Raw genomic sequence first — 26,259 nt, forward strand, 5'->3', positions numbered from 1 at the left:
TGTGCAGGCGGCTTCGGCGCACACGACACACACTGCACATGATTGATGAACGGTAACGGGCGGCACGGCCCCTGCGCTGCATGCGAAGATTCAAGCATCCACATCGACAGGAGCAGGAATGAGCCAGTTGCAGATCACCGAAAACGACCACGTTCGCGGCAGCGCGGACGCCGAGATCGTCATCGTCGAGTACGGCGATTTCCAGTGTCCGTATTGCGCACGGGCCTATCCGACGCTGGTCGAGCTGCAGCAGCGCTACGGCGAGCGCATCGCCCTGGTCTACCGCCACCTGCCGCTCGGCATGCACCCGTTCGCGGAAGGCGCCGCCGAGGCGGCGGAAGCGGCGGGCGCCCAGGGCAAATTCTGGGAAATGCATGACGCGCTGTTCGAGCACCAGGCGCAGGTGTCGCCGGCGCAGTTGCCGCTGTTGGCCCAGCAACTGGGCATCGAGGGCGAACGTTTCAATGAAGACCTGGCCACGCGCCGGCACCGCGAGCGCATCCAGGCGCAGGCCGAAGAAGGCAAGTCGCTGGGAGCAAGCGGCACGCCGAGTTTCTTCATCAAGGGCGAGCGCTATCACGGGGATTCGGACCGCGAGTCGCTCACGGCCGCGGTAGAGCGCTACCTGTAAATGAAGGCGCTGTCATCGCTGGGTGTGGAAAATGCCGATTGACCTCTGAAGCAGCCCTTCTGGCGAAGCGATGCGCTCGCCATCCAGCGCCCAGCGCCACCCGAGATAGTTCGGCAAATAGCGTGACGCCACGCCATTGAAACGCGACAGCCAGCTGCGTAAGCGCTGGTGATAGGCGTTCACGTTCTGGATGTGGACCGCACCCCGCACGCGTTCGCCCTCATGCAGATTGACGAAGGCGTGCGCGATGCGCGCCTCGCGAGCAAACGTCCGGTAGGCGTGGTGTCCGTCAGTCACCAGCAAAACGTCCGGATCAAGGACGGGCAGCAGGTGGCGGTGCAACTGTCTGGCGGTGACCGCCGCCCGTCCCGTGACGAAGGAGCAAGTGAGGCCGCTGCGGTCGCGGGCAACCAGAATGCAGTCGTGCTGGTGGCTGATGCCCCGGTGTTGCGCCACGCCGCCGCGCTTGCGTGCCGGCCGCTCCAGTTGGCGCGATCCCTTCTGCGATTCGAGCAGGAACATCTCATCCGCCTCGGCAATGCCGGCGAGGCGCTCGGGCTGATCATGACGCACACCGTCGAGGAAGCGGTGGCGCCAGCGAAAGCTGGTGTTGCGATGCACGCCGATCAGTTTCGCCGCTGCCCATACGCTGCGCGAGCCGAGCATTTCCTTGCCGTAGTCCAGCCACTTGGAACGATGCCGCAGCCGGGCCAAGGGCGTACCGCTCAGGGCGCTGAAGGTGCGAGAGCAGGCGCGGCAGCGGTAGCGCTGCAGACCTCGGACGATACCGTGACGATAATGACGGCTGTTGCCGCAAGCGGGACAGCACAGGGGAGCCGGGCGCGTACTGTCGATCGCCTCGCATACCTGGTCGAGGCTAACGGCTGGGCGCAGGGCGTCGGCCAGTTGCGAACGCTGTTGCCTGGTGAGCGAAGCGACCTGGCGCAGCAAGCGGCGAAAGCCTTCGGACTTCATCGTCCCTCCTGGTCGTTTGACCCAGGTTGGACATCCACTCAGCTCAACAGTTCAATTTCTACACGTAGTGGTGACAGCGCCTAAATGAAAAACGGCCCCGCGGGGCCGTTCGATCATCTTGCTGAGTGTTTACTCGGACAGCGCCGCGAAGGCTGCGTCGCGCACCTGCTCGACCGGGCCGACGCCCGAGATCTTGCGGTACTTCGGCGCGCCCGGCAGGCCCGACTGGGCCCACTTGTTGTAGTAGCCGAGCAGCACTTCGGTCTGGTTGTGGTACACGGCCAGGCGCTTCTGCACGGTTTCTTCCTTGTCGTCGTCGCGCTGCACCAGCGGCTCGCCGGTCACGTCGTCGATGCCCTCAAGCTTCGGCGGATTGAACTTGGTGTGGTACACGCGGCCGGAAGCAGCGTGGGTGCGGCGGCCCGACATGCGCTCGACGATCAGTTCGTCCGGCACGTCGATTTCCAGCACGTAATCGATGGTCACGCCGCTGTCCTTCATGGCGTCGGCCTGCGCGATGGTGCGCGGGAAGCCGTCGAACAGGTAGCCGTTGGCGCAATCGGTCTCCTTCAGGCGCTCTTTCACCAGGCCGATGATGATGTCGTCGGACACCAGCTGCCCCGCATCCATCACCTTCTTCGCAGCCAGGCCCAGTTCGGTTCCAGCCTTGATTGCGGCACGCAGCATGTCGCCGGTGGAAATCTGGGGAATGTTGAACTTTTCCTTGATGAAGTTGGCCTGGGTGCCCTTACCGGCGCCGGGTGCTCCTAACAGAATGAGACGCATGAGTTTCCTAGATTCTTAGAGGATGTTGATAATTTTTATGTAGGCGAAGAATCGCGCTTGATGCATATCTGGCTACTTGACACGAAAGTTACCACAAAAGTCAGCTTTTACGCCAATTCCGGGGCCCTCCGCCAGTCGGTTTTGATGTAGCGCAGACAACAATAAAGTAGTCGCGATCAGCTTCAGGCAGCGTAGTGACGGCGCACGCGCTCCAGGTCGTCCGGGGTGTCGACACCGGCCGGCGGCGCACTGTCCGTGATGTGCACGGCGATCGGGTAGCCATGCCACAGTACGCGCAGCTGTTCGAGCGCCTCGATGGTTTCGAGGGGCGAACTCTCCAGCGCCGGATAGGCCTGGAGGAAAGCGTTGCTGTAGGCATAAAGACCGACGTGGCGCAGCGGCGCGTAGCCAGCCGGCAGCGATTCCTTCGAGGCAGCAAACGCATCGCGATGCCACGGAATGGTGGCGCGCGAGAAGTACAGCGCCCTGCCCGCCTTGTCGAGCACCACCTTGACCACGTTCGGGTTGAACACGTCGGCCACGTCGTGGATCGGATGGGCCACGGTGGCCATCGGCACGCCGTCGCGAATGCGCGCGGCACAGGCCGCCAGCAGGCTGGGGTCGATCAGCGGTTCGTCGCCCTGCAGGTTGACCACGACCTCGCCTGGCGCCAGGCCCAACTTTTGCGCGACTTCGGCGATGCGGTCGGTGCCCGACGGGTGGTCGGCGCGGGTCATGCAGGCTTCGATGCCGTGCGCTTCGCAGGCGGCCAGGATGCTGGGCGCATCGGTGGCGACGATGATGCGGGACGCGCCGGATTCGCGCGCGCGTTCGGCGACGCGCACTACCATCGGCTTGCCGCCGAGGTCGGCCAGCGGCTTGTTCGGCAGGCGGGTCGAGGCCAGCCGCGCCGGAATGATGACGGTAAAGCCCATCGACTTACACCGGCTCGATCTTGCGCGCCTGGTCAGCCCACATGATCGGAATACCGTCGCGGATCGGGTATGCAAGGCGGTCCGGGCTGCAGGTCAGTTCCTGCGCCTTCTTGTCGTACTGGAGTGGGCCCTTGCACAGCGGGCAGACCAGGATATCAAGCAGTCGAGCGTCCACGACATTTCTCCACGATTTGTTCGGCCAGCGCGGGATCGATCCGCGCCGTCACAGGCACGACCCACAAGCGCGGGTCATCCTTCAGGTTATCAAGTTGCCGACATTTTACTGCATCCTTCTCCGTGATCAGGATGACATCGGCGTCGACCGCGTCGAAGGGACGGTCGAGGAAGTCGTGGTGGTCGGGCAGCGGCAGCTCCTGGAAGCTCAGGCCGGCGCCGCGCAGCATGGCAAAGAAGCGGCCCGGATTGCCGATGCCGGCCGCGGCCACGATGCGCCGGCCCTTCAGGCGCGCCAGCGGGACGCAGGCTTCCGGGCGACCCAGGGGCTCGGCGAAATCGCCCGCCAGTTGCATCTGGAAAGGCTTGCCACCGACCGCGCGCGCCAGTTGGGGCGTGATCTCGGGCGCGTTCACCACCGTGAAATCGCGGCGGCGCGAAGGCGGCTCGCGCAGCGGTCCGGCCGGCAGCAGCCAGCCATTGCCGACGCCGCGGCCGTCGAACAGGACGATTTCGATGTCGCGCTCGAGGGCGTAGTGCTGCAGGCCGTCGTCGGTAATCAATACGTCGACCTCGGGATGCGCCCCCAAGAGCGCCCTGCCCGCCTCCGCGCGCTTGCGGCCCACGACGACCGGGCAGCCGGCACGCGCCGCGATCAGGAGCGGCTCGTCGCCGACCTCGCGCGCATCGGACTGCGGCGTGACTTCGCGCGGCGCCGATTCGGCGCCGCCATGGCCGCGCGAAATGACGCCGGGACGCAGGCCGGCGCCGCGCAGGCTGTCCGCCAGCCAGATCGTCAGCGGCGTCTTGCCGGTCCCGCCAATAAAGATATTGCCGACCACGATCACCGGGACCGGCAGCCGCTCGCTCTTCTTGATCCCGAGGCGGAACAGGAGCGTGCGGATCGCGGCCAGCAGCCGGAACAGCAAGGCGAGCGGCAGCAGCGCCAGCGCCAGCGTGCCGCGGCGCAGCCAGGCGCGGGTGAGGGTCGATTCGAGGCTCATGCGGAGGCGGACGCCGAAGCGTCCGCGTGTGTTATTTCTTGGTACCGGTCTGGGCGGCGAAGGTCAGCTTGTCGTAGCCCGCCACGCGCGATGCTTCCAGCACGTTGATGACCATCTGGTGCATCGCGAACTGGTCGGCGTTGACGATCACGACCGGGTCCTTGGCCGGCTGGCCGTTCGGACCACCGGTACTGGCGGCGTTCTTCAGGTCTTCGGCCAGGCCGGCGACGCTGTGGAAGGAGACCGGCACGTTGTTCACCGTGTAATTGCCCTTGGCGTCGATCGTGACGTTGATCTCGAACGGGCGCTCCTGCACCTTCTCGGCATCGGCCGTGGGCAGGGTGATCTGCAGCTCGGTGAACTTGCTGTAGGTGGTCGAGACCATCAGGAAGATGAGGACGACCAGCAGCACGTCGATGAAGGGGATCAGGTTGATCTCCGGTTCCTCGCGCTGGCGGCCGCGGCGGAAGTTCATCATTTGCGGGTCCCGTGCACGACGTCGACGAATTTCACGGCCTGCAGTTCCATCTCGACGATGAAGCTGTCGACCAGGGCGCGGAAGTGGCGGTAGAACACCAGGGCCGGCATCGCGATCGCCAGGCCGAAGCCGGTGTTATACAGGGCCACCGAGATGCCGTGCGCCAGCTGGGCCGGGTTGTTGCCGCCAGTCGGGTTCTGGGCGCCGAAGATCTCGATCATGCCGACCACCGTGCCGAACAGGCCCATCAGCGGCGCCAGCGAGGCGATGGTGCCGAGGGTGGTCAGGAAGCGTTCCAGGCCGTGGGCGACGCCGCGGCCGGCTTCCTCGATGGATTCCTTCATCACGTCGCGCGGGGCGTCGACGTTGCGCAGCGCTGCTGCCAGCACGGTGCCGAGCGGCGAGTTGTGCTCGAGCTTGTCGACCACCTCAGGCGTCACCTTGCCGGAGCGGTAGACGCGGGTCACTTCGTCCAGCAGTTGCTTCGGGAGGATCTTCTCGCGCCGCAGGTAGAGCAGGCGTTCCACGATCAGGGCGACAGCGACGATCGAGGCGATCAGCAAGAGCCAGATTGGCCAGCCTGCAGCTTGGAAAATGGCGAGCAAGAGAAACTCCTGAGGTAAAGAAATCAATTCAGCAATGTAACAAGTTGCCAGCAGTGCGGCAAGTGCGCCGCGAGAAGGTTCTGCACAAGTTCTGTGGATAAAAATGTGCGCAAGACCCCTCTCATGGCCAAAGAGGCTTGATTTGAAAGGGAATTTTGTCACTGCGCAAGAAAATGGCACATGTCAGATGAGCTAACTCATCAGCGGTCTCGGCTTTCGGAGAACGTTTTGATCCAGCTCAACGGTTCGCAGTTACGAACAAATTCTGTGGACAAAATTGTGTGCAATAGCCTTAAGCCAGGCTTAAGTCATTGATTTACTTGAAGAAAGATATAGGGCGCAAAAAATAGGCAGTGTTGCCGGTTGACCTCAGCCTTAGGCGTCTGTGCGGTTCCTCACATTTTTTGTGGACAAAAATGTGAGCAAGGCCCCATTTTGCATGCTAAGTGTTTGATCCGAAACAAAAAATAGTTACTGCACAAAATTTCATCACTCAGCCATATAACAAGGTTTTGTGTGCATCTCTGCTCTTCCATGCATGACTTATTCTGCGTTCAGGATAAGTCGGCAAAGATAATTCACATCTGCACATTTTTTGTGGATAAAGATGTGATGAAGCTTGTACGCCTTCGCTTAAGCCATTGATTTTAAATAGAATGGTGCCTGCTGCTTCCAAAACATGCATCTGCGCCAAAAGAGGCTATTCCAAGGGCGGATACAGCCATTTAACACCTGTATCGCGCTTTCACGGGCCTGGCGCAGCGCCGACTCGCTTGTCACTGCATCCTTGTGCACACATTTTGTGGACAAAATTGTGTGCAAGGGTCTCGACCACAAGCTAAGTCCTTGATCTGCAAGAATAAAATTTCCTAGCGTCATTTTTAGGCAGCGGTAGTGCCTTTACGTTCCGTGTCCGCTGCGCTCTCTACCCACATATTTTGTGGACAACAATGTGCCCAAAGCAGGCATATGCATGCTAAGTCCTTGATGCGAAAGGCATGGAAGCGCAACGCGCGTTTCTAATGCAGTCTTGGGTCTTATGGATGAGTTGCCCACAGTTTTTGTGGATAAGCCCGCCTCAGGAGCTGAACGGCCCTTTCCAAGTCCTTGATCGCAAAGGCTTTTCAATAGAATGCATTGAAAAACGGCAACAATGCTTTGACGCCCGCAAGCGCGCACTCTTGCGACGCGCCCCTTGTCGATTGCGCCAAGATATGACATAAGCATCAGCTTTGCCGAACACGAAGCAGCCATGGAATTCCCAAGCGACGCCGACACCGCCTACACCGCCCCGCCCGTCCTGAGCGTGACGACCCTGAACCAGCAGGTCGCGCGCCTGCTCGAGCGGAGTTTTCCACTGGTGTGGATCGGCGGCGAGATTTCCAACTTCACGCGCGCCAGCTCGGGCCACTGGTATTTCACGCTGAAGGACGATGCCGCCCAGGTGCGCGGCGTCATGTTCCGCAGCCGCGCCCAGTACGCCGGCTTCGTCCCGCGCGAAGGCGACAAGGTCGAGGTGCGCGCCCTGGTGACCCTGTACGGCGCCCGCGGCGACTACCAGATCAATGTCGAGACCATCCGCCGCGCCGGCGTCGGCCAGCTCTACGAAGCCTTCCTGAAGTTGAAGGAGAAGCTCTCGGCCCAAGGCCTGTTCGACGAGGAGCGCAAGCGCCCCCTGCCGCTGTTCCCGCGCACCATCGGTATCGTCACCAGCCCCCAGGCCGCGGCCCTGCGCGACATCCTCACTGCCCTGCGCCGGCGGGCGCCGCACGTCCGGGTGATCCTCTACCCCGCCCCGGTCCAGGGCCAGTTCGCGGCCGACAAGATCGCCGAAGCCATCATGACGGCCTCGCGCCGCCAGGAAGCCGACGTGCTGCTGGTCTGCCGCGGCGGCGGCTCGATCGAAGACCTGTGGAGTTTCAATGAAGAGTGCGTGGCGCGCGCCATCGACGCCTGCCAGATCCCGGTGATCTCGGGCGTCGGCCACGAGACCGACGTCACCATCGCCGACTTCGCCGCCGACGTGCGCGCCGCCACCCCGACCGCCGCGGCGGAACTGGCGGCCACGCCGCGCGCCGACTGGCTCGCCTCCTTATCAAGCGACGCGATGGACCTGCGCCGCGCCATGCGCCGCACCCTGTCCGACGCCAGCCAGGGCCTGGACAACTACAGCCGCCGCCTGCTCAGCCCGTCTGCCCAGATCCGCCACCAGCGCGTCAAGCTGCTGGCGATGGCGGCCGCGCTGACCCACGCGGTGCGCACGCCCGTGAACCGCCAGAACCTGGTGCTGGCCCAACTGCAGCAGCGCTGGATGCGCCACCGCCCCGACATGCGGGCGCTGCGCGCGCAGCTGCTGGCCGACGGACGCCACCTGAACACCAGCCTGTGCAACGCTGTCAAACAGCGGCGCGATGCATTGAACGCGCTGTCGGCCCAGCTCGAACTGCTGAACCCGCAACGTACGCTCGAGCGCGGCTATGCGATCGTGCGCAACGCCAAAGGCGAGGTGCTGCGCGATCCGGCCCAGATCAAGGCGCGCAACAAGCTGAGCGTGCGCCTGGCCGGTGGCACCGCCGAGATCGGCGTGTCGAATGTGCAGACGGTGCTCGAATAGCTAGCCATCCATGCAACACGGCGCTATCCGGTTTAGAATAGCGCCGCTCTGGAACAAAACCTGTCCAACCAATCACAAGGAAGAAAACATGGAACATCTCCTGCCAGCACTGCCATACGCTAAGGATGCCCTGCAGCCGCATATCTCGGCCGAGACCCTGGAATACCACCACGGCAAGCATCACCAGACCTATGTCACCAACCTGAACAACATGATCAAGGGCACGGAGTACGAAAACCTGTCCCTGGAAGAGATCATCAAGAAGTCGACCGGCGGCGTGTTTAACAACTCGGCCCAGGTGTGGAACCACACCTTCTTCTGGAACTGCATGTCGCCGAACGGCGGCGGCGCACCGACCGGCAAGGTGGCTGACGCCATCAACGCCAAGTGGGGCTCGTTCGACAAGTTCAAGGAAGAGTTCAACAAGTCGGCACTGGGCAACTTCGGCTCGGGCTGGACCTGGCTGGTGCAGAAGACCGACGGCAGCGTCGACATCGTCAACACCTCGAACGCCGGCACCCCGCTGACCACCTCGGACAAGCCGCTGCTGACCGCCGACGTCTGGGAGCACGCTTACTACATCGACTACCGCAACGCCCGCGCCAAGTTCCTGGAAGCGTTCTGGAACGTCGCTAACTGGGAATTCGCGAACCAGAACCTGGCGTAAGCCGTCTGTTTCCCCGATTCGCTGCACGGCCCGCTTCGGCGGGCCGTGTTGTTTTTGTGGCCCGGAGAAATTGAGAGGTGGCACGCCTGCCGCGTGACGCGAAGATCGAGATCGCCGTCATCGCGGGCCGCAGGTAGGCCTTTTTTCCATTCGGCTATTTTGCGCTGCGGGGCCGCTTGACCGTTGCCAGGATCCAGTCGCTGATGGTGTTCAGCGCGAGCGGCGCGAAGCTCTCCTCGATCTCGGCGTATTCGGATCCGGCGCCGGTACGCGCGGTCTGGAACAGGTGGTTCAGCGCCGGCAATTCCTTGACCACGGCGCGCGGATTGTCCTTGAGCGCAGTGCGGATCGGCGCCAGGTCCATCGCGGCCGGGACCTGCAGGTCACGCTCGCCGTTCAGGACCAGGATCGGCTGGCGTATGGCGCGCAGGCCGGGGCCGGGTTCATGGCGCAGGAAGGCCTGGAACCAGGGCGTGGAGAAGGCCCTGGCGCGCGCCGCCGCGGTCCCGGGCGGCAGGATGCCCTTGCGCTCCCCCTCCTCCATCAACTGGCGCGCCCTGGCCTCGGCCGCTTCTGCCTGCGGCTCGGCCACGATGGCCGCGAACACCGCCCGGTTCAGTTCGCGCTCCTGGTCCACCAGCGCGTCCGGCACGCCGCGCGCTTTCGCGGCGAGGGCGATCTGTTCGACCATCAGCAGTTCGCCGCGCACGCCGGGGCCGGCCAGCATCACCACAAAGCCCAGCTTCGGATCGCGCGCCGCGACCATCGGCGCAATCAAGCCGCCTTCGGAGTGGCCGATGACGCCGATCCGTGCCGGATCGACGTCGGCGCGGCCACGCAGGAAGGCCACTGCCGCCTCGGCATCGCTGGCGAAATCCTGCGTCGTGGCGTCCTTGTACACCCCGCCCGACTGCTTGACACCGCGCTTGTCGTAACGCAGGACCGCGATACCGCGGCTGCTCAGGTGGTCGGCCAGCACCAGGAACAGTTTGTGGTCGAGGATCGTCTGGTCCCGGTCATTCGGACCGGAGCCATGCACCAGCACCACCGCCGGGAACGGGCCCCTGCCCTGCGGGACGGTGAAGGTGCCGGCGAGACTGTGACCGCCGGCCGGGTTGGTGAAACGGACCTCGCTACTGGCATAAGCCGCCTGGCGCGCGGCGATCGCTTCCGATTGCGGGCGTTTCGGCTGCCCTGCTGCGGCATCGCTGCGTTCGAGGCGCAAGGGGATGCTCTGGCCGTTCTGGCTCCAGCTGCCCATCCAGGCCTTTTCCTGCTCGCTCCAGCGCGCCGTGAAGCCGGCGTTCAGGGCCAGCAGCTTGAAGCCGAGCTGCTCTTCGCCGACTTCCAACTGATCGACTTTCGTGCTCAAACCCTGCTGCGGCACCTTCAGCGTGCCTTCCCACTTGCCATCGGCCGCCTTGCCGAACTCGAGGAACAGATGCAGGGAGCCCGCGATGCTGCCTTTCCAGTGCCCGGTGGCGTCGATCGCATGGGCGGGATGGGTGGCCAGGGCGAGTGCGGCCAGGATGCCGAGCAGGGTCGATTTCATGCGCGAGGTCTTTCATCGGATTCGGGACCTCCACTGTAACTGGTCGGAAGGGCTGAACGAGCGTCCGTTCAGTCCTTGCGCAGCACGATATGGGTCGCGGACTGGGTCGGCACGTGCTCGGTGCAGCGAAATCCCAGGGCAGCCAGGTCCAGCCCCGCGAACAGGGATTCGCCCGATCCCAGCACCACCGGGGAGATGGCCAGGTGCATCTCGTCCACCAGCCCAGCCTGGAGAAACTCGCGGACCGTGGCCACGCCGCCGCCAAGCCGCATATCCTTGCCCTTGGCGGCGCGCCGCGCCTGGGCGTAGGCGGACTCGATGCCGTCGGTGACGAAATGGAAGGTGGTGCCGCCTTTCATCTCCAGCGGCGGACGGGGGTGATGGGTCAGCACGAAGACCGGCACGTGGTAGGGTGGTTCATCGCCCCACCAGCCCTTCCAGCTGTCGTCCGGCCAGGGTCCACGGACCGGACCGAACATGTTGCGTCCCAGGATCCAGGCGCCCACGTTTTCGAAGCCGCGTGCGGCGAAATCCTCGTCCGGACCGTCCGCGCCTTTGGATTCGTCTCCCAGTATGCGCTGGAAGGTCCGGGTGCCGCGGAACCACGTATGCAGTGCGCCTGCGCCCTCCCCCATCGGATTGTCCAGGCTCTGGTTCGGACCGGCGCCGAAGCCGTCCAGCGAGATGGTGAAGCAGCTTACCTTCAGTTCAGACATCAACTTTCCTTCACAAGACCAACGATACAAAACCCGTGTCCGAACGGATCACTGCAGAATGCGACCGGCGGATAGCCCGGCACGCGATGGATTTGCTCGGCCCTGGCGCCGGCGTCCAGGGCCTTCTCGAGCGTCGCCTCGAAATCGGCGACGCGGAAGTCGACGTGCACCGGCGTCCAGTGGCGTTCGTACCTGCGCACGTCGCTGCTGCCCTTGGCCGGATGGGTCCCGGCCGGCTTGGCCAGCAGGCCGATGGTCGACTCGCCGCAGGCCAGCAGCGCATAACCGGGATGGGGCCGCGCCACCTCGGCAAAACCGAAGGCGGCGCCGAAGAAGGCCAGGCCTTCTTCAATGGAGGGGACATCGATGGAGACGGTGACTTTCATGGGGTAATCCGCTTCAATTCAGCAGTGAACGCTGCCGTGCGTAGGCAAAGTAGACGACCAGGCCGAGCGCCAGCCAAACCAGAAAGGCGATCCAGGTGGTCCGGCTCAGGAAGGCCATCAGCACGCAGCAGAATACGATGGCGAGCAGCGGCACCCAGGGCACGCCGGGGCAGCGGAAGGCGCGGTGCAGGTCGGGACGTTTTTTGCGCAGCACGATGACGGCGACCGAGACCAGGCAGAAGGCGGCGAGCGTGCCCATGTTGACCAGTTCGCCCAGCACGTCGAGCGGCACCACGGCGCTCAGCAGGCCGAAGATGATCCCGACCATCCAGGTGGCGAAGAAGGGCGTGCCGTAGCGCGGGTGGACCTCGGACAGCTTGTGCGGCAGCAGGCCGTCGCGCGACATGGCGAACAGGATGCGCGTCTGGCCGTAAGCCATCACCAGGATCACGGTCGTCATGCCGAGGATGGCGCCAACGTCGACAAACGCTGCGAACCAGGTCTCGCGCGCATACTGGAGCGCCAGCGACACCGGGTGGTCGATGCCGAGGAAGCGCGCATACGGGACGATGCCGGTCATGATGGCGGTCACGATGATGTACATGATCGTGCAGATCGCCAGCGTGCCGATCAGGCCGATGGGCAGGTCGCGCTCCGGGCGCTTCACCTCTTCCGAGGCGGAAGTGACGGAATCGAAGCCGATGAAGGCGAAGAACATGAGGGCGGCGGCGTTCAGCGTCCCGGCGGCGCCGTTCGGCATGAAGGGATGCCAGTTGGCGGGCTGCACATGGCGCGCGCCGACGACGATGAAGAGCAGGACCACGCCCAGCTTGATGATCACCATGACGTTGTTCACCCGTGCGGATTCGCGCACGCCGAGCGACAGCATGGCGGTCAGCACCATCATGATGCAGAAGGCCGGCAGGTTGAACCAGGTGTCCAGCCCGGGCGTCGCGCCCGGCGCACCGCGCAGCGCTTCGGGCAGGGACAGGCCGAAGCCCGCCATCAGGGACTGGAAATAGCCGGACCAGCCCACGGCCACCGCGGACGTCGCCAGGCCGTATTCGAGCAGCAGGTCCCAGCCGATGATCCAGGCGACCAGTTCGCCCAGCGTGACATAGCTGTAGGTGTAGATCGAGCCGGCCACGGGGACGGTGGAGGCGAATTCCGCGTAGCACAGGGCCGCCAGTCCGCAACAGACGCCGGCAATGATAAAGGAGAGCGTCAGCGAGGGACCGGCGGTGACGGCGCCGGTCCCGGTCAGCACGAAGATGCCGGTCCCGATCACCGCGCCGATCCCCATCAGGATCAGGTCGAAGGGGCCCAGGACCTTCTTCAGGCCGCCGGGCCGGTGGCGCGCGGCGATCATCTGGTCCAGGTTCTTTGTTCTGAATAGGCTCATGGTCGCTCGCGAATCAAGGGGCGGGAGGCTTGAGCAGCTCGCGGAATGCCCGCAAGGCCGCAGGGTGGTAGATCGTCGCGTGGGTTTCGCCGGGCCAGTCCTCATACAGGAACACCATGCCGGGGAGCTTGCCCAGGCTGGCGGCGAGCGCCTTCTGGTTGACCGCCGGCGCACCGTCCCGGCTCATCGCGATGAACAGGGACTTCTTGGCCGCGCCTGGCGGCGGATTCGCGATCAGCGTCTTCGCCAGCCGGCCGTCGTTCCACCACAGGCTGGGGTCGATGGCGATATAGGTGTTGAACAAATCCGGCTCCAGGGCCAGGGTCTCGACCACGAACAGGCCGGCCAGTGACTCGCCTACGATCGCAGTGTCGGCGGTGATGCGGTAGCGCTTTGCGATCTCGGGCATCAGCTCGGTGCGGATGAAGTTCCGGTAGGCCTGCGAACCGCCCACCTGCGGCGCGATGCTGCGGTCTTTGGCATTCTCCGTCGGTCCGGTCAGGTCGCGCCGGCGCTGGGTGTTCTCGATGCCGACCAGCAGAAAGGGCCGGGTCGTGCCATTGCTCGCGCCCACCTGCAGCAGGCCCGCGACGTGCAGGAAGTCTTCCAGCATGCCGCCGTCCGGCATGTACATCACCGGAAGCGCGGTGCCCGCGGGGATCCCGGCCGGCAGGTAGACGTTGATGCGGCGCTTTTCACCCAGCGCCGCGGAATCGATGGTCCATGTTTCGCCGATCGACAGCGCTGCGGGTGCCGATGCGGGCGCGGCCGAGACATTAGAGACGAGACAGGCGGCGCAGAGCGCCATCAGAAAACGCAGGATCGCCATCAGTGCACCACCGATCTGGCCGTCGGCGTGAGCATTAGCACGTCCGGCGGCCGTGCGAGCGACTTGCGCAGCTGCCCGAACCATTCGCCGCGCCAGGCATGGTCCTGTCCCAGGCTGGCGAGATAGGCGTCGTAGGCGGCGCGATTGGGAAAACCGGCGAACCAGACAAAGGCGTTGACGTTCTCGCGCACCGGCAGGCGCTCGAAAGTGTTCGCGCTTTTTTCCGACACCAGCCGCGCCAGCACGCGCGCGCCATGGCGCTCGAACAGGGGCATCAGCGTGCGCTCGAAGAAGCCGGTGAATCCCGGCGTGACTTCGTGCGCGAAATAATAGATGTGGGCGACCATCAGGCTGCCCGGCGCTTTCGCGCCGAAGGCCTGGCGCAGGCCTGGGTCGTGGGCGAAGCCGGTGCCTGGCGTGGCCGGGCGCAGCAGCAGGACGTCGTCGTTGTCGTACAGGGTGGCGTTGGCCGCCTTGCTGTTGGCTTTCCACAGCGCGCCATAGTAGAAGTCGCCCAGCGCCTTCTTGCGCGCCTCCATGCTGGAGAACCCGCGCAGCCAAGTAAAGTGGTCGGGATCGTTCAGGTCGCGGAACTGGCCAAGGACCTTGATGCCGACCGCTTCCTGCGACTCGATGAAGCGCTCTTCGAACAGATCGATCAGGGTGTCCCGTGTGCCCGGATAGGTGACGTACTGGCGCAGTTCCAGCACCGCGCAGCAGTCGGTATTGACCGGCGCGGCCACGGCAAGCGTGGCCGGTAGCGCGAGGGCGGCGGCGGTCAGTGCGCGCGTATCGAAAGGAATCTTCATGCATGCTCCATAAGGTGTTGCCAGACTATAATCAGGAGAGTGGCACCAGAAAAGGGCCACTCAACGTCAATTCGATGGGACCACATGGATTACAGCCTGCTGCTCGCCGATTTCGAACGCCGCCACGATCTCAGCGGCTGGCCGCGCCAGCGCACCGTCCACGCCTGCCTGCGCGCCGCCATCCTCGGCGGCCGCCTGGCGGCCGGCCACCAGCTGCTGTCGACCAGGGCCCTGGCGCACGAACTGGGCATCGCGCGTAACACCGTCCTGTACGCCTACGAGCAGCTGATGGCGGAAGGACTCCTGCTCACCTCCCGGCGCGGCACCCTGGTGGCGCAGGTCGCGCTTCCCGCGCCCGCCGGAGAGACGATGGAGCGGCCGGCGTCGGCGCTGTCGCGCCGCGCCCAGGCCTTGACCGGCATCGCCATGCCCGGGATGCTGAGCAGCGCCTTCGCGCTCGGCGTACCGGCGCTCGACGCCTTTCCCATGGCGGCCTGGCGGCGCGCGCTCGACCGCGCCTGGCGCGAGACCGGCCCCTTCGAGTTCGATTACTGCGACCCGGCCGGCCTGCCGGTGCTGCGCAAGGCGATTGCCGACTACCTGCAGGCGGCGCGCGGCCTGCGCTGCGACCCGGCACAGGTCGTGGTCACCAACGGCACCCAAGCCAGCCTGGAACTGTGCGTGCACCTGTTCACCGATGCCGGCGACACGGCCTGGATCGAGAACCCCGGCTATCTGGGGGCCTTGTCGGCCTTTCGCGGCGGCCAGCTGCGCACCGTCGGCATCGCGGTCGACCACGAGGGTATCGCCCCCAGCGCGGACGACTGGCGCAAGACAGCGCCGCGCCTCATCTATACGAGCCCCTCGCACCAGTATCCGACCGGCGGCGTGCTGGGCATGCCGCGCCGGCTGGCGCTGCTGGACCAGGCCGAGCAAGCGGGCGCCTTGATCATCGAAGACGATTACGACAGCGAGTTCCGGCACGACGGGCCGCCGCTGCCGGCCATGCAGGGGCTCGCGCCCGCCGCGCCGGTGATCTATCTCGGCACCTTCAGCAAGACCATGTTCCCGGCCATGCGCACCGGCTTCATGGTGCTGCCGGCCGGCCTGGCCGAAGCCGCGCGTCCCGCGCTGGCGCGCCTGCCGATGCATGGCCGGGTGCCGGAACAGCGCGCCCTGGCTGCCTTCCTCGCCAGCGGCCAGTTCCTGCAGCACCTGCGCCGGATGCGCCGCCTGTACCGCGAGCGGCGCGACACCCTGCTCGATGCCCTGGACCGGCATTTCGGCGCGAGCGCAGCCGTGCACGGCGCCGGCACCGGCATGCACCTGTCGCTCGGCTTCACCGACGCGGCCTGGCGCGACGACCGGATCAGCGACGCCGCCCGCGCCGAAGGCATTGCCGTGCACTGCATGACCCGGCATGAAACCGGCCTGCGCAAGACCGCGTGGACGGGCCTCCTGCTCGGCTACAGCCAGGTGCCGGCGCTGGACATCGACGCTGCGGTAGAGCGGCTGGCCGGCATCGCCCGCAATACTCCGGTTTGATTGAATCGCGCCTGACCCGATGCAGGCATGCCGAAACTTGTTGACAAGAAAAGCAGTTCGTACGATCCTCGCTAAAACGTTGCAGTAAATCGTTTTAGTGGACTGGCCAGCGACGGTTTTTTTCGCACTATCTTCGTCCGCAAAAAATTTTCCCTATTTACTAAATCGTTACAGTAAACCGTTTCATAAATTTCTAGCAACCTGCTGTCGGCAACAAAACCAAACAATGGAGACAACCATGGCAGTCAAGCAGCGCTCTCAGCACTTACCGTCCCTCACACCAATCGCAGCCGCCCTGGCGATCCTGCAGTTCGCCACGCCCGTACAGGCCCAGCAGGCGCCCGCGGCCACCGACGCGCCGCAACTCGAAACGGTGGTGGTGTCGGCCAACCGCCGTATCGAGAAGCTCGAAGACGTGCCGCAGTCGATTTCGGTACTGACGGAAGAAGCGCTCACGCGCAACAACGTGCGCGAGTTCGACGACATCGTGAACCTGTCGCCAGCCCTGACGATCTCGCACGGCACCCAGGTGGGCACCAACAGCATCAACATGCGCGGCATCGGCACCACCTCGAACAACATCGGCATCGAAGGCGACGTTGCGATCATCGTCGACGACATGCCGTATGCCCAGGCGCAGCAGGCGTTTCGCGACCAGGCCGACGTGGCGCGCGTGGAGATCCTGAAGGGCCCGCAAAGCACGATGTTCGGCAAGAGCGCGATCGCCGGGGCCGTGGTCATCACCACCAAGCCGATTGGGGCCGGGCCGATGAAAGGCAAGCTCTCGCTGTTCAAGAGCAGCGACGACGAGTACCGGGTCGCTACCTCCGTCAGCGGGCGCGTGTCGGACAAGGTCGGGCTGCGGGTGTTTGCCAGCAAGTCCAACTTCCCCGGCCTCCTGCACAACCTGACCACCGACCGCATGCAGAACGGCTCGGGCGGCAAGACCTTCTTCGCCAAGCTGCAATGGCAGCTCACCCCCGACCTGGACGTGCAGATCTCGCCGCGCTATGACCATTCGCTCAGGACCGGCAACACGGCGGCGATCACCTCGATCGGGCCAGGCGTCGGCTACCTGTACAATAAGAACTACACCGCGCTGTCGAACACCCAGGTGCTGCGCGGGATCGCCGTCACCCCTTATAACACGACCATCCGCAACGACTCCCCGACCGGCCTCGATGCTTCCGACCGCGGCGTGGGCGTGCGCATCAACTACCTGTTCCCGGAGGCCTCGCCGCTGGCCGGCCATGCGCTTACCTCGATCACCTCGGTCGACAAGAACCGCTCGAACGACTTCCGCGACAACGACAACATCGACCTGATCTCCACCTTCTATCAGGTGAACCACTCGGGCAAGCCGTCCGGCATCGCCGAGCCGCCGATGATCAACGGGACGCTCGACACCAAGACCTCGACCCAGGAATTGCGCCTGACCTCGCCCGACAGCGGCGCGCTGCGCTACCTGGTCGGCCTGTGGCTGGCGCGCACCAGCATCGACCGCTACTACCTGCGCGGCAATCCCTTCGTCAAAGAGACCAACTGGACCAACTACGCCACCACGTCGGCCAGCCTGAACCGCGCCATCTACGCCAACGGCAGTTGGGACTTCGCGCCGCGCCACACGCTCACGGCTGGCCTGCGCTTCACGCGCGAGTCGAACGATTACATGTTCCACACGATCGACAGCCTGTCCTCGAGCGCGCCTAACAACGTCCATACCGGCTCGAACGTCTACACCGCCCCGCGCCATCACGAGAACTACGTCACCGGCAAGCTCGGTTATGGCTACAAGCTCACCGCGGACACGATGGTGTACGGCACCGCGTCGACCGGCACCAAGGGCGTCGCCTACGACATGACGAGCGGCGCCAACAACGTGAACGTGTTCAAGCGCCTGCCGCTGGCGCCCGAGGAAGCGACCAGCGTCGAGGCCGGGTTCAAGGCCAACCTCTGGAACAACCGCGCGACGCTGAACGTGGCGGTGTTCAAGACTGAATTCCGCGACTACCAGACCTCGGCCACCGAGCGCTTCTCGGACGGCAGCCAGGCCAGCGTCCTGTACAGCATCCCCAAGGTGCAGACCCAGGGTATCGAGGCCGATGCCACGGCGCTGCTGGCACGCTCCTTCCTGCTAACGGCGAACCTGGCCTACACCCGCGCCACGGTGGAGGACTGGAAGCAGGGTCCCTGCTATAGCGGCGCCACCGACTGCACCGTGCCGAACGAGCTGGTGCCGGGCGCCTTCCTGCGCGACGCCAGCGGCGGCATGATGCCGAACTCGCCGAAATGGAAGATGAACCTGGGCGGCGAATACACCCTGCCGCTGGCGATGCCGTACAAGGTGGCGATCAACGCGAACGTGCGCGCCCAGACCAAGGTCCAGGGCGCGATCAGCCAGGACCCGAGCCTGCAGCGGCCCGGCCATGGCATCGTTGACCTCGGCGCCTCGGTCGGCGACAGCCGGGGAAAATACAAGTTCTCGGTCGGCGTCAAGAACCTGTTCGACCATCATTACGCGGTCGGCAACGTCGGCTCCTTCCTGAACTTCAAGCAGACCTCGGGACCGGACATCCGCTCGTTCGGCTGGCAGCCGGCGCGCGACGCGTTCCGCTACTACACTGCCCGCCTGGACGTGAATTTCTGAACCGTTTGAACAAGGAACCCACAAGATGACTTTCACCACATTGCGCCGACTTGCCCTGGTCCTGTGCCTGGCGAGCTGCCAGGCATTCGCCCAGGGCTATCCCGACGAGAACCCGTCGCAGCCCTACGCCAAGCAGGACGACGGCAAGTTCCTCAAGAAGCACGGGGTCAACCTGGCGCGCGCCAAGAGCGGGCCGGTCGGGCTGCTGTTCATCGGCGACTCGATCACCGATAACTGGCGCAAGGCGCCGCACATCTGGGACGCGTACTACGCCAAGTACCAGGCTGCCAACTTCGGCATCGGCGGCGACCGCACCCAGCATGTCATCTGGCGCATCGAACACGGCGAGCTGGAGGGGATCGCGCCGAAAGTCACGGTCCTGATGCTTGGCACGAACAACAGCCTGCACAACAGTGCGGCCGAAATCGCGGCGGCGAACCGCAAGATCGTCGGCATGATCCGCACGCGGCTGCCACAGACCAAGGTGCTGGTGCTCGGCGTCTTCCCGCGCGGTCCGCGCGACCGTTTCGGCGGCCCGGTCACGCCTGCCCTGGTGGAGGAAGCGGCCAAGCGGATGGCCACGATCAATGCGCTGAACGCCGAGCTGGCGAAGATGGACGACGGCAAGACCGTGCGCTACCTGGACATCTCCAAGGCCTTCCTGGGCCAGGACGGCAAGATCCCGTTCTCGATCATGCCCGACCAGCTGCATCCGGGCGCCGCCGGCTACCAGGTGTGGGCGGATGCCATGCAGCCGACGCTCGACGAGATGATGAAGTAAGTAACGCGGCCCTGCGCTAGCGTTCAAGCCTGCGCCAGGTGCTGGCGCAGGTAATCGACGCAGACGCGCACCCTGCCCGACCCTGCCAGGCGCTGCGGGTACACGGCCCAGACGCTGGCCGGCTGCGTGTACTCGGGCAGCACCTGCACCAGCCGGCCATCGTCGAGGTAGCTGCGCGCATCCCACAGCGAGCGCAGCACGATCCCCGCCCCTTCCACCGCCCAGCGCAGCGCGATCTCGCCGTGGTTGGTCGACAGCGCGCCGGACACGCGCACGGTTTCCTCGCCGTGCCGGCCGCGCAGGCGCCAGGTGCCGAGCGGATGGTCGCGCTCCTTGATCGCCAGGCATTGGTGAGTGGCGAGTTCCTTCAAGGCCTTGGGCATGCCGTGCTGCGCGAGATAGGCGGGCGATGCGCACAGGATGCGGTGGTTGTCCATCAGCTTGCGCGCCACCAGCTGGGGCGGGATGTCGTCGCCGATGCGCACGTCCAGGTCGAAGCCTTCCGCCACCGTATCGACCAGGCGGTCGAACACCTCGAAGCGAATCTGCAGCTTGGGATGATGTGCCGCCAGCTTCGCGACCACCGGCGCCACCACGTTGCGCCCGAAGCCGAAGCTGCTGCAGATGCGCAGGCGCCCGGCCGGCTCCTGGCGGCGTTCGGAGACGTCGTCCAGCATGTCGTCGAGCTGCTCCAGGATCTGCTGCGCACGGCCGTAGACCTGCTCGCCCTCATCGGTGATCACCACCCGACGCGTCGAGCGCTCGAACAGGCGCACCCCGAGCAGGGCTTCCAGGATGCCGATCCGCTTGCTGACGAAGGCCGCCGACATGCCCAGCGCCTCGGCCGCGCCGCTGAAGCTGCCCTTGCGGACCACCTCGACAAACACCCGCAAGTCGCCGTTCTCGATTTGATTATTCACGATTCGTGTTCTATCAGGCCACAACACAAGGGATTATATACAGTGCGTTTTCTTGCTATCTTAAACACCGACATGCAAACAGCACTCAGGAGTCAGCCATGAAGAAGCACAGGATCGCCGTCATCGCCGGGGACTGCATCGGCAAGGAAGTCATGCCCGAGGGCTTGCGCGCGCTGGAAGCCGCAGCCGAGCGCTTCGGCATCGACCTGGAATTCGCCCATTTTGAATGGGCCAGCTGCGACTACTACCTCCAGCACGGCAAGATGATGCCGGACGACTGGAAGCAGCAGCTCGAGGGTAGCGATGCGATCTTCTTCGGCGCGGTCGGCTGGCCCGACACGGTGCCCGACCACATCTCGCTGTGGGGCTCGCTGCTGAAGTTCCGCCGCGAGTTCGACCAGTACGTCAACCTGCGCCCGGTGCGCCTGATGCCGGGCGTGCCCTGCCCGCTCGCCAACAAGAAGCCGGGCGACATCGACTTCTACGTGGTGCGCGAGAACACCGAAGGCGAATACTCGGCGGTGGGCGGCCGCATGTTCGAGGGCACCGAGCGCGAGCTGGTGCTGCAGGAAGCGATCTTTACCCGCAAGGGCACCGACCGCATCCTCAAGTACGCCTTCGACCTGGCCCAGCGCCGCCCCAAGCAGCACCTGACCGCCGCCACCAAGTCGAACGGCATCGCGATCTCGATGCCCTACTGGGACGAGCGCGTGGCCGAGATGGGCAAGGCCTATCCGGAGGTCCGCTGGGACAAGTACCACGTCGATATCCTGGCCGCGCGCTTCGTGCTGTCGCCGGAGCGCTTCGACGTGGTGGTGGCCTCGAACCTGTTCGGCGACATCCTGTCCGACCTGGGCCCGGCCTGCACCGGCACCATCGGCATCGCGCCCTCGGCCAACCTGAATCCGGAACGGAGCTTCCCCTCGCTGTTCGAACCGGTGCACGGCTCGGCGCCCGACATCTACGGCAAGAACATCGCCAACCCGATCGCCATGATCTGGTCGGGCGCGATGATGCTGGACTTCCTGGGGTACAAGGAAGCGCACGACGCGGTCGTGCGGGCAATGGAGCACTGCCTGGTGAACGGGCCGCGTACGCCGGATATGGGCGGGACGGCGAATACGACTGAGGTGGGCAAAGCGATCGCCGAGTACCTCGCAACCGCCTGACGGCGTGGGCGGGAAACCCGCCCACCCTACAGCTTATTTGAGCAGATAAGTGTTGAAGAAGTCGATCGTCGAATAGAACAGGTAATCGGCATTTGCCTTCTTGCCGAAACCGTGCCCTTCGTCGTTGGCCGTCATGTACCACACCGGCGTGCCGTTCTTCTTCACCGTCGCCACCATCTGGTCCGCCTCCTGCCAGGGCACGCGCGGATCGTTCTTGCCCTGCACGACGAACAGCGGCTTCTTGATCTTGGCCGCATTGTTGGCCGGCGCCGTCGCCTCCATCCACTTGCGCATGTCCGGATCACGCTCATCGCCGTACTCCACGCGGCGCAGGTCGCGCCGGTAGCTTTCGGTGCGCTCGAGGAAGGTGACGAAGTTCGAGATGCCGACGATGTCGACCGCCGCCGCGATGCGCTCCGGGTACATGGTCGATACGGCCAGGGTCATGTAGCCGCCGTAGGAGCCACCGAACACGGCCACGCGTGAGGCATCCATGTCCGGCTGGGTCGCGATCCAGTCCATCAGCGCGCCGATGTCCTTGACCGAATCTTCGCGCAGCTTGCCATTGTCCAGCTTCAGGAAGCTCTTGCCGTAGCCGGTCGAGCCGCGCACGTTCGGATAGATGACGATGAGGCCCATCTCGTCCGTGTAATAGTTGCCGCGGCCCAGGAAGCCCGGCGTCGATTGCCCTTCCGGCCCGCCGTGGATGTTGATCACCACCGGGCGCTTGCCCGGGAATTTACTTGCATCCGGACGGTAAACGAAGCCCGAGATGCTGCGGCCGTCGAAGGACTTCCAGCGCACCAGCGAAGGCTCGACGAAGCGGTTCATGTCGACTTCCATCTTCTCGTGCTGGGTCCAGCGCGTGACGGCGCCGGTCTTGGCGTCCACGCTGTACACCTCCGACGGGCTGCGCGCCGAGGACAGCGACAGCGCCAGGTTGCGGCTGTTGTTGTGCCACTCGACGCTGCCGATCACGCCCAGCGGCAGCTTGGGCTGGGCGACCAGCTTGCGGTCGCCCGTCCGCATCATGCGCAGCACGCTGCTGCCGTCCTCGTTGGCGACGAAGGCCAGCAGCTTGCCATCATCCGACAGGTCGATCTCGTCGATGTCCCATTCGATCTGCGGCGTGAGCACGGTCTCCTTGCTGCTCGCCAGGTCGATGTAGACCAGGCGCCGGAATTCCGAGCCGCGGTCGCTGGTCGTGTAGATGCCCTTGCCGTCGCGCGCGAAGACCGGGTCGCCGTAGGCTACCTTGTCGCTGCCCTTCTCCGTCAGGCGGCGGCTCTTGCCGGTGGCGGCGTCCATCAGCCACAGGTAGGTTTCGTTGGCCGACACGTACTCGAGGTAGACCAGCTGCTTGTCGTCGTGCGAGAACGCGAACGAGCCCCAGCCGCCGCCCGGCAGCTCGGCCAGCACGCGCGCCTGCTCCGGCTGCATTGGGTCGACGATGCTGATGGTCGAGCTGATCTGGTCGTTCGAACCCTGGCGCCCGACCGGCACCGTCACGTACAGCAGCTTGCCGCTCTTCTTGGCCCAGGCGGTGTCCTGCACCCGGCGGTTATCGGGCGTGACCGGCACCGCGTCCGCGCTGGCGGCCTTGGCGCCGACGTCGCGCCGGTAGGCCCGGAACACCTCGTTGCCGCCGCTGTCGCGGCCGAACACGTAGAACTTGCCGTGGCGCGGTTCGTACTGCGCGCTGCGCACCGGTTCGGCGTAGTCGGTCAGGAGTTCCAGCGGCGCGCCCGGCTTGGCCACGCGGAACAGCTGGGGCGTGTTGTTGTGGCGGCGCGAGACGATCATCTCGAGTTTTGTCGGGTGCCAGGCGGCGTAGGAAGTGGGCTTGAATTCATTGTACTTCTCCACGCGCTTGGCCAGGCTGGCGCTCACCGGCGGCACGTTTTCCAGCACCATCGCGCTGGGTGGCGCGACGGTGGCCTCCTGGGCCGTGGCCGCGCCGGCGGCGATGAAGAACGAGGCGATCAGGGTCAGCCCGAGCGGGCGGCGTACAGGTCTCATCCGGTGGTCTCCGATAGATTCAGTGGTTGGCGTCGCTACGGAAATACTGCGCTTCAACTTTACACGATGTCGTGCATGCCGTGACCATCCGGCCGGCCGGGTCTGCCTTGCGTCTCACCCAGCGCTCATAATTTTGCCCGGCCTCAGCAGCCAGGGCTGTAGACGCGTAAGATAGTCGACCGTCGCTACCCGTTCCGCATCATTGTCATCGAACTGTATGCGAATGTCCCCCCTTTGTAGGGGCTGTGCTTTAGAGCAACCAGTCCTTTACAATCTCGGACCAAGGAGAAACAAGCATGTACCGAGTGATGTTGGTGGAAGACGACGCGCGTTTGGCGGAGCTCGTCACCGAATACCTGTCTGGCTACGAGTTCGCGGTGGACCTCGTCACCCGCGGCGACCAGGCGCTGGAACGATTCAAGACGCTGTCGCCCGACGTGGTCGTGCTCGACCTGATGCTGCCGGGCCTGGACGGCATGGTGGTGTGCCGCCAGATCCGCGAGATGTCCGAGGTGCCGATCCTGATCCTGACCGCGCGCGAGGATTCCTACGACGAAGTCTCGGGCCTGGAACAGGGCGCCGACGATTTCGTCAACAAGCCGGTCCAGCCGCGCGTGCTGCTGGCGCGCCTGCGCGCCCTGATGCGCCGCACCGCCCAGACCAAGGGCGGCGCCGACGCACGCGTGCTGCAGTTCGGCGCGCTGCGCATCGTGACCACCGACCGCAGCGTCGTGTGGCGCGGCGAGCCCTGCGTGCTGTCGAATACGGAATACAAGCTGCTGCTGGTGTTGGCGGAAGCCGCCGGCCGCGTGCTGTCGCGCGACGCCCTGCTCAAGAAGATGCGCGGCATCGAGTTCGACGGCCTGGACCGCAGCATCGACAACTGCATCTCGAAGCTGCGCCGCAAGTTCGAAGATGCGGACTCGGAAAAGATCAAGACGGTGTGGGGCGAAGGCTACCTGTTCTCGCCGTCGGCATGGAATTGAGATTCACCGGGGTGGCGCGGCCGGCCCCGGGCGCCAGGCTTTATTCGAACAGCGGCACGATCGCCAGCGGCGCGCTGTAGGTGATCACCTGCGCCTGCTCGGCGCCGAAGCGGTAGCTTACCGATGGCAGGTCGGCGTCGACGTCGCCGGCAAAAGCCGGGCCCGTGCTGACCGGCAGGGTTTGCTCCCCTTCCGCCCGGCGCAGCTTGACCGAGGTTTCGACGCCCTTGCGCGGGAACACCATGCGCACCCCGACGCACTGGCGCGAACGCGCGCCGGCGTCCGTGAAGCGGGCATAGGTCAGCGCCTGTTCGCAGCCGGCGCGCAGGTCGGCCGTGTCGTAGGTATTGTCGGCCTGGGGCGCGATCGTCACCCGGGCGCGCAGGCTGAACGGGCCGATGCGGCGGCTCGGCGCCAGCACCGCATTTTCATCGTAGGCCGCCTTCACCAGCGGCAGCACGCCCCGGCCCAGTGCGTCCAGCGCGAGGCTGGTCTGCACGGTCTTTCCCGTCAGGACCAGCTGCACCCCTTCTCCCAGCGCGCCCTTCTCCCGCGGCACCAGCTGCAAGCCGTTCTGCAGCAGGTTCTTGGCGCCGCCGTACTTCTCGAACACGACCATGGCGCGGTAGGCGTCGCGGTAACTCGCCCACTCCGACGCGGGCGCGAGCGCCTGCGCCACGGCCAGGCTGGCCGTGGACAGGAGCAGTGCGCATGCGGTGGCGTGTGCGAGTCGCATCATCAGAACCGGTAGGCGAAGGCGGTCGAAACCGTCACGTTATTGGGCCGCTCGACGAGCGGGCTGCGGCGTGCATCGCCCGCCAGGCGGGTCGCCTGCAGGCTCGAAGTCAGCATCCAGGAAGGCGACAGCGCCCAGTTCCAGCGTGCGCCGATGCGCAGGTCCTTCACGCCGCCGTCCGGGTGGTATTCGCGGTTGCCGCTCCTGAAAGCCTGGGCGGCGTCGACGCCGAAGTAACTCTGGTTGTAGTCGCGGTTGGCGAAGCTGACGGCCGCCGTCACCGCCACCGTGTGGTGCGGGGCCAGCTGCAGCGCCAGGCGCTGGATGCCGATTTCGCCACGGATGCCGTCGCGGTCGTTGCCGGCGCCGGCCAGCACGCTGCCGGTCAGGCGCCACTCGGGGGCCAGGTAAATATTGAGGAAGGCGCCGGCTTCCGGGCGCAGCTTGATCTCTTCCATGCCGGCCAGCGGATTGTCGCGGGCCGCCATCTCGCGTACCGAGGTGGGCAGCAGGCTGCTGGTGCCGGCCTCGACGCCGCCGACGCGTCCGCCCAGGCCCGATTCGGTGCGGCGCGGGTGGATTGACAGCAGCGGGCCGTATTCGACCGTCGGGCTGGATGACAGGTGCATCCCGGCGCTCATGCCCGAAATGAACACGCCGTTGCTCCACTGGACCTGGAGCACCGGCAGCACCCTGGTTTTCCTGCTGTCCGCCCCTTCGTAGCGTGGCGCCGACGCGACGCCCAGCCCCGCATACATATCGCGGCTGCCGTCGGGCATCGGGTTGGTGGTCGGCGTCTGTGCGCTTGCGGCGCTGCCCGAGACAGCCAGGACCAGGGCGAAAAGCTTTTTCATGTCTTCGATCGAGAGAGTTCGGCGACCTGATATTTTACG

Annotated in this window: 25 protein-coding genes; 8 read left to right on the forward strand and 17 right to left on the reverse strand. The window is 65.1% G+C overall.

Annotated elements, in window-relative coordinates; genetic code table 11:
* Positions 1-118 precede the first annotated feature (118 nt).
* Positions 119-631: a thioredoxin domain-containing protein gene (locus GV068_RS02780; protein ID WP_159695893.1), complete on the forward strand. Its 513-nt coding sequence runs from the start codon at positions 119-121 to the stop codon at positions 629-631.
* 12 nt (positions 632-643) lie between these two features.
* On the opposite strand, the gene GV068_RS02785 is transcribed toward GV068_RS02780, so the two are convergent.
* The 7 genes from GV068_RS02785 to GV068_RS02815 all read right to left on the reverse strand — a co-directional run bounded on the left by GV068_RS02785 (position 644) and on the right by GV068_RS02815 (position 5,588).
* On the reverse strand, positions 644-1,606 hold the full coding sequence (locus GV068_RS02785) for an IS1595 family transposase (RefSeq protein ID WP_159695894.1): 963 nt from the start codon (positions 1,604-1,606) through the stop codon (positions 644-646).
* 129 nt (positions 1,607-1,735) lie between these two features.
* Positions 1,736-2,392, reverse strand: coding sequence for an adenylate kinase (gene adk / locus GV068_RS02790; RefSeq protein ID WP_159695895.1), 657 nt, complete (start codon positions 2,390-2,392; stop codon positions 1,736-1,738).
* Between the two features lie 182 nt (positions 2,393-2,574).
* Positions 2,575-3,327 carry a 3-deoxy-manno-octulosonate cytidylyltransferase gene (kdsB, locus tag GV068_RS02795; protein WP_159695896.1) on the reverse strand — a complete coding sequence of 251 codons (753 nt, stop codon included), beginning with the start codon at positions 3,325-3,327 and terminating at the stop codon, positions 2,575-2,577.
* 4 nt (positions 3,328-3,331) lie between these two features.
* Complete coding sequence (locus tag GV068_RS02800) at positions 3,332-3,502, reverse strand: Trm112 family protein (protein ID WP_081897729.1); 171 nt, start codon at positions 3,500-3,502, stop codon at positions 3,332-3,334.
* Positions 3,483-4,505 carry a tetraacyldisaccharide 4'-kinase gene (gene lpxK, locus GV068_RS02805; RefSeq protein WP_159695897.1) on the reverse strand — a complete coding sequence of 341 codons (1,023 nt, stop codon included), beginning with the start codon at positions 4,503-4,505 and terminating at the stop codon, positions 3,483-3,485. Before lpxK ends, GV068_RS02800 begins: the two co-directional genes overlap by 20 nt.
* Before the next feature lie 31 nt (positions 4,506-4,536).
* Complete coding sequence (locus GV068_RS02810) at positions 4,537-4,980, reverse strand: biopolymer transporter ExbD (protein WP_159704496.1); 444 nt, start codon at positions 4,978-4,980, stop codon at positions 4,537-4,539.
* Positions 4,980-5,588 (reverse strand): MotA/TolQ/ExbB proton channel family protein, encoded by a 609-nt coding sequence (locus tag GV068_RS02815; protein WP_159695898.1) that lies wholly within the window; start codon positions 5,586-5,588, stop codon positions 4,980-4,982. Before GV068_RS02815 ends, GV068_RS02810 begins: the two co-directional genes overlap by 1 nt.
* A 1,252-nt stretch (positions 5,589-6,840) precedes the next feature.
* Between GV068_RS02815 and xseA the strand changes: the two genes are divergently transcribed.
* Together xseA and GV068_RS02825 are read left to right on the forward strand one after the other, a co-directional pair.
* Positions 6,841-8,202, forward strand: coding sequence for an exodeoxyribonuclease VII large subunit (xseA, locus tag GV068_RS02820; RefSeq protein ID WP_159695899.1), 1,362 nt, complete (start codon positions 6,841-6,843; stop codon positions 8,200-8,202).
* Positions 8,203-8,290: 88 nt separating this feature from the next.
* Positions 8,291-8,869, forward strand: coding sequence for a superoxide dismutase (locus tag GV068_RS02825; RefSeq protein ID WP_159695900.1), 579 nt, complete (start codon positions 8,291-8,293; stop codon positions 8,867-8,869).
* 154 nt (positions 8,870-9,023) lie between these two features.
* Here GV068_RS02825 and GV068_RS02830 read toward each other — a convergent pair whose 3' ends face one another.
* From GV068_RS02830 to GV068_RS02855, 6 genes are all read right to left on the reverse strand, one after another.
* The gene (locus GV068_RS02830; protein WP_159695901.1) at positions 9,024-10,421 is read right to left on the reverse strand and encodes a S9 family peptidase; all 1,398 of its coding nucleotides are present in this window, start codon (positions 10,419-10,421) and stop codon (positions 9,024-9,026) included.
* Between the two features lie 68 nt (positions 10,422-10,489).
* Positions 10,490-11,137, reverse strand: a complete 648-nt coding sequence (locus GV068_RS02835) for a dihydrofolate reductase family protein (RefSeq protein ID WP_159695902.1) — start codon at positions 11,135-11,137, stop codon at positions 10,490-10,492.
* The gene (locus tag GV068_RS02840) at positions 11,137-11,523 is read right to left on the reverse strand and encodes a VOC family protein (protein ID WP_159695903.1); all 387 of its coding nucleotides are present in this window, start codon (positions 11,521-11,523) and stop codon (positions 11,137-11,139) included. The genes GV068_RS02835 and GV068_RS02840 overlap by 1 nt, the downstream gene beginning before the upstream one ends.
* A 13-nt stretch (positions 11,524-11,536) precedes the next feature.
* Complete coding sequence (locus GV068_RS02845) at positions 11,537-12,925, reverse strand: amino acid permease (RefSeq protein ID WP_159695904.1); 1,389 nt, start codon at positions 12,923-12,925, stop codon at positions 11,537-11,539.
* Between the two features lie 13 nt (positions 12,926-12,938).
* Positions 12,939-13,733, reverse strand: coding sequence for an alpha/beta hydrolase (locus tag GV068_RS02850; RefSeq protein ID WP_229463631.1), 795 nt, complete (start codon positions 13,731-13,733; stop codon positions 12,939-12,941).
* Positions 13,734-13,753: 20 nt separating this feature from the next.
* Positions 13,754-14,563, reverse strand: coding sequence for an NIPSNAP family protein (locus tag GV068_RS02855; protein WP_159695906.1), 810 nt, complete (start codon positions 14,561-14,563; stop codon positions 13,754-13,756).
* 84 nt (positions 14,564-14,647) lie between these two features.
* Between GV068_RS02855 and GV068_RS02860 the strand changes: the two genes are divergently transcribed.
* The 3 genes from GV068_RS02860 to GV068_RS02870 all read left to right on the forward strand — a co-directional run bounded on the left by GV068_RS02860 (position 14,648) and on the right by GV068_RS02870 (position 19,536).
* On the forward strand, positions 14,648-16,108 hold the full coding sequence (locus GV068_RS02860) for a PLP-dependent aminotransferase family protein (protein WP_159695907.1): 1,461 nt from the start codon (positions 14,648-14,650) through the stop codon (positions 16,106-16,108).
* 238 nt (positions 16,109-16,346) lie between these two features.
* Positions 16,347-18,755, forward strand: coding sequence for a TonB-dependent receptor (locus tag GV068_RS02865; protein ID WP_159695908.1), 2,409 nt, complete (start codon positions 16,347-16,349; stop codon positions 18,753-18,755).
* A 25-nt stretch (positions 18,756-18,780) separates the two neighbouring features.
* The gene (locus GV068_RS02870) at positions 18,781-19,536 is read left to right on the forward strand and encodes a GDSL-type esterase/lipase family protein (RefSeq protein WP_159695909.1); all 756 of its coding nucleotides are present in this window, start codon (positions 18,781-18,783) and stop codon (positions 19,534-19,536) included.
* Positions 19,537-19,559: 23 nt separating this feature from the next.
* Here the strand turns inward: GV068_RS02870 and GV068_RS02875 are convergent, their stop codons facing one another.
* Positions 19,560-20,456 carry a LysR substrate-binding domain-containing protein gene (locus GV068_RS02875; RefSeq protein WP_159695910.1) on the reverse strand — a complete coding sequence of 299 codons (897 nt, stop codon included), beginning with the start codon at positions 20,454-20,456 and terminating at the stop codon, positions 19,560-19,562.
* Between the two features lie 98 nt (positions 20,457-20,554).
* On the opposite strand from GV068_RS02875, the gene GV068_RS02880 reads away from it, so the two are divergent.
* A complete protein-coding gene (locus GV068_RS02880) occupies positions 20,555-21,625 on the forward strand; it encodes a tartrate dehydrogenase (RefSeq protein WP_159695911.1) in 1,071 nt (356 codons plus the stop codon).
* A gap of 33 nt (positions 21,626-21,658) precedes the next feature.
* Here the strand turns inward: GV068_RS02880 and GV068_RS02885 are convergent, their stop codons facing one another.
* Positions 21,659-23,644 carry a S9 family peptidase gene (locus tag GV068_RS02885; RefSeq protein ID WP_159695912.1) on the reverse strand — a complete coding sequence of 662 codons (1,986 nt, stop codon included), beginning with the start codon at positions 23,642-23,644 and terminating at the stop codon, positions 21,659-21,661.
* A gap of 296 nt (positions 23,645-23,940) precedes the next feature.
* On the opposite strand from GV068_RS02885, the gene GV068_RS02890 reads away from it, so the two are divergent.
* Complete coding sequence (locus tag GV068_RS02890) at positions 23,941-24,630, forward strand: response regulator transcription factor (RefSeq protein ID WP_159695913.1); 690 nt, start codon at positions 23,941-23,943, stop codon at positions 24,628-24,630.
* Positions 24,631-24,670: 40 nt separating this feature from the next.
* Here GV068_RS02890 and GV068_RS02895 read toward each other — a convergent pair whose 3' ends face one another.
* Both GV068_RS02895 and GV068_RS02900 read right to left on the reverse strand, forming a co-directional pair.
* Complete coding sequence (locus tag GV068_RS02895) at positions 24,671-25,369, reverse strand: hypothetical protein (RefSeq protein ID WP_159695914.1); 699 nt, start codon at positions 25,367-25,369, stop codon at positions 24,671-24,673.
* A complete protein-coding gene (locus tag GV068_RS02900) occupies positions 25,369-26,220 on the reverse strand; it encodes a MipA/OmpV family protein (protein WP_159695915.1) in 852 nt (283 codons plus the stop codon). Before GV068_RS02900 ends, GV068_RS02895 begins: the two co-directional genes overlap by 1 nt.
* Positions 26,221-26,259 lie beyond the last annotated feature (39 nt).

The organism is Massilia sp. 9I, from assembly GCF_902506415.1.
In the GTDB taxonomy this organism is placed as follows: domain Bacteria; phylum Pseudomonadota; class Gammaproteobacteria; order Burkholderiales; family Burkholderiaceae_D; genus Telluria.

What these genes read in the sequence shown, in the direction of transcription:
- GV068_RS02780 (WP_159695893.1), top strand. Translation starts at nt 119, where the DNA reads ATGAGCCAGTTGCAGATCACCGAAAACGACCACGTTCGCGGCAGCGCG.
- GV068_RS02785 (WP_159695894.1), bottom strand. Translation starts at nt 1,606, where the DNA reads ATGAAGTCCGAAGGCTTTCGCCGCTTGCTGCGCCAGGTCGCTTCGCTC.
- adk (WP_159695895.1), bottom strand. Translation starts at nt 2,392, where the DNA reads ATGCGTCTCATTCTGTTAGGAGCACCCGGCGCCGGTAAGGGCACCCAG.
- kdsB (WP_159695896.1), bottom strand. Translation starts at nt 3,327, where the DNA reads ATGGGCTTTACCGTCATCATTCCGGCGCGGCTGGCCTCGACCCGCCTG.
- lpxK (WP_159695897.1), bottom strand. Translation starts at nt 4,505, where the DNA reads ATGAGCCTCGAATCGACCCTCACCCGCGCCTGGCTGCGCCGCGGCACG.
- GV068_RS02810 (WP_159704496.1), bottom strand. Translation starts at nt 4,980, where the DNA reads ATGAACTTCCGCCGCGGCCGCCAGCGCGAGGAACCGGAGATCAACCTG.
- xseA (WP_159695899.1), top strand. Translation starts at nt 6,841, where the DNA reads ATGGAATTCCCAAGCGACGCCGACACCGCCTACACCGCCCCGCCCGTC.
- GV068_RS02825 (WP_159695900.1), top strand. Translation starts at nt 8,291, where the DNA reads ATGGAACATCTCCTGCCAGCACTGCCATACGCTAAGGATGCCCTGCAG.
- GV068_RS02830 (WP_159695901.1), bottom strand. Translation starts at nt 10,421, where the DNA reads ATGAAATCGACCCTGCTCGGCATCCTGGCCGCACTCGCCCTGGCCACC.
- GV068_RS02835 (WP_159695902.1), bottom strand. Translation starts at nt 11,137, where the DNA reads ATGTCTGAACTGAAGGTAAGCTGCTTCACCATCTCGCTGGACGGCTTC.
- GV068_RS02840 (WP_159695903.1), bottom strand. Translation starts at nt 11,523, where the DNA reads ATGAAAGTCACCGTCTCCATCGATGTCCCCTCCATTGAAGAAGGCCTG.
- GV068_RS02845 (WP_159695904.1), bottom strand. Translation starts at nt 12,925, where the DNA reads ATGAGCCTATTCAGAACAAAGAACCTGGACCAGATGATCGCCGCGCGC.
- GV068_RS02850 (WP_229463631.1), bottom strand. Translation starts at nt 13,733, where the DNA reads ATGGCGCTCTGCGCCGCCTGTCTCGTCTCTAATGTCTCGGCCGCGCCC.
- GV068_RS02855 (WP_159695906.1), bottom strand. Translation starts at nt 14,563, where the DNA reads ATGAAGATTCCTTTCGATACGCGCGCACTGACCGCCGCCGCCCTCGCG.
- GV068_RS02860 (WP_159695907.1), top strand. Translation starts at nt 14,648, where the DNA reads ATGGATTACAGCCTGCTGCTCGCCGATTTCGAACGCCGCCACGATCTC.
- GV068_RS02865 (WP_159695908.1), top strand. Translation starts at nt 16,347, where the DNA reads ATGGCAGTCAAGCAGCGCTCTCAGCACTTACCGTCCCTCACACCAATC.
- GV068_RS02870 (WP_159695909.1), top strand. Translation starts at nt 18,781, where the DNA reads ATGACTTTCACCACATTGCGCCGACTTGCCCTGGTCCTGTGCCTGGCG.
- GV068_RS02880 (WP_159695911.1), top strand. Translation starts at nt 20,555, where the DNA reads ATGAAGAAGCACAGGATCGCCGTCATCGCCGGGGACTGCATCGGCAAG.
- GV068_RS02885 (WP_159695912.1), bottom strand. Translation starts at nt 23,644, where the DNA reads ATGAGACCTGTACGCCGCCCGCTCGGGCTGACCCTGATCGCCTCGTTC.
- GV068_RS02890 (WP_159695913.1), top strand. Translation starts at nt 23,941, where the DNA reads ATGTACCGAGTGATGTTGGTGGAAGACGACGCGCGTTTGGCGGAGCTC.
- GV068_RS02895 (WP_159695914.1), bottom strand. Translation starts at nt 25,369, where the DNA reads ATGATGCGACTCGCACACGCCACCGCATGCGCACTGCTCCTGTCCACG.
- GV068_RS02900 (WP_159695915.1), bottom strand. Translation starts at nt 26,220, where the DNA reads ATGAAAAAGCTTTTCGCCCTGGTCCTGGCTGTCTCGGGCAGCGCCGCA.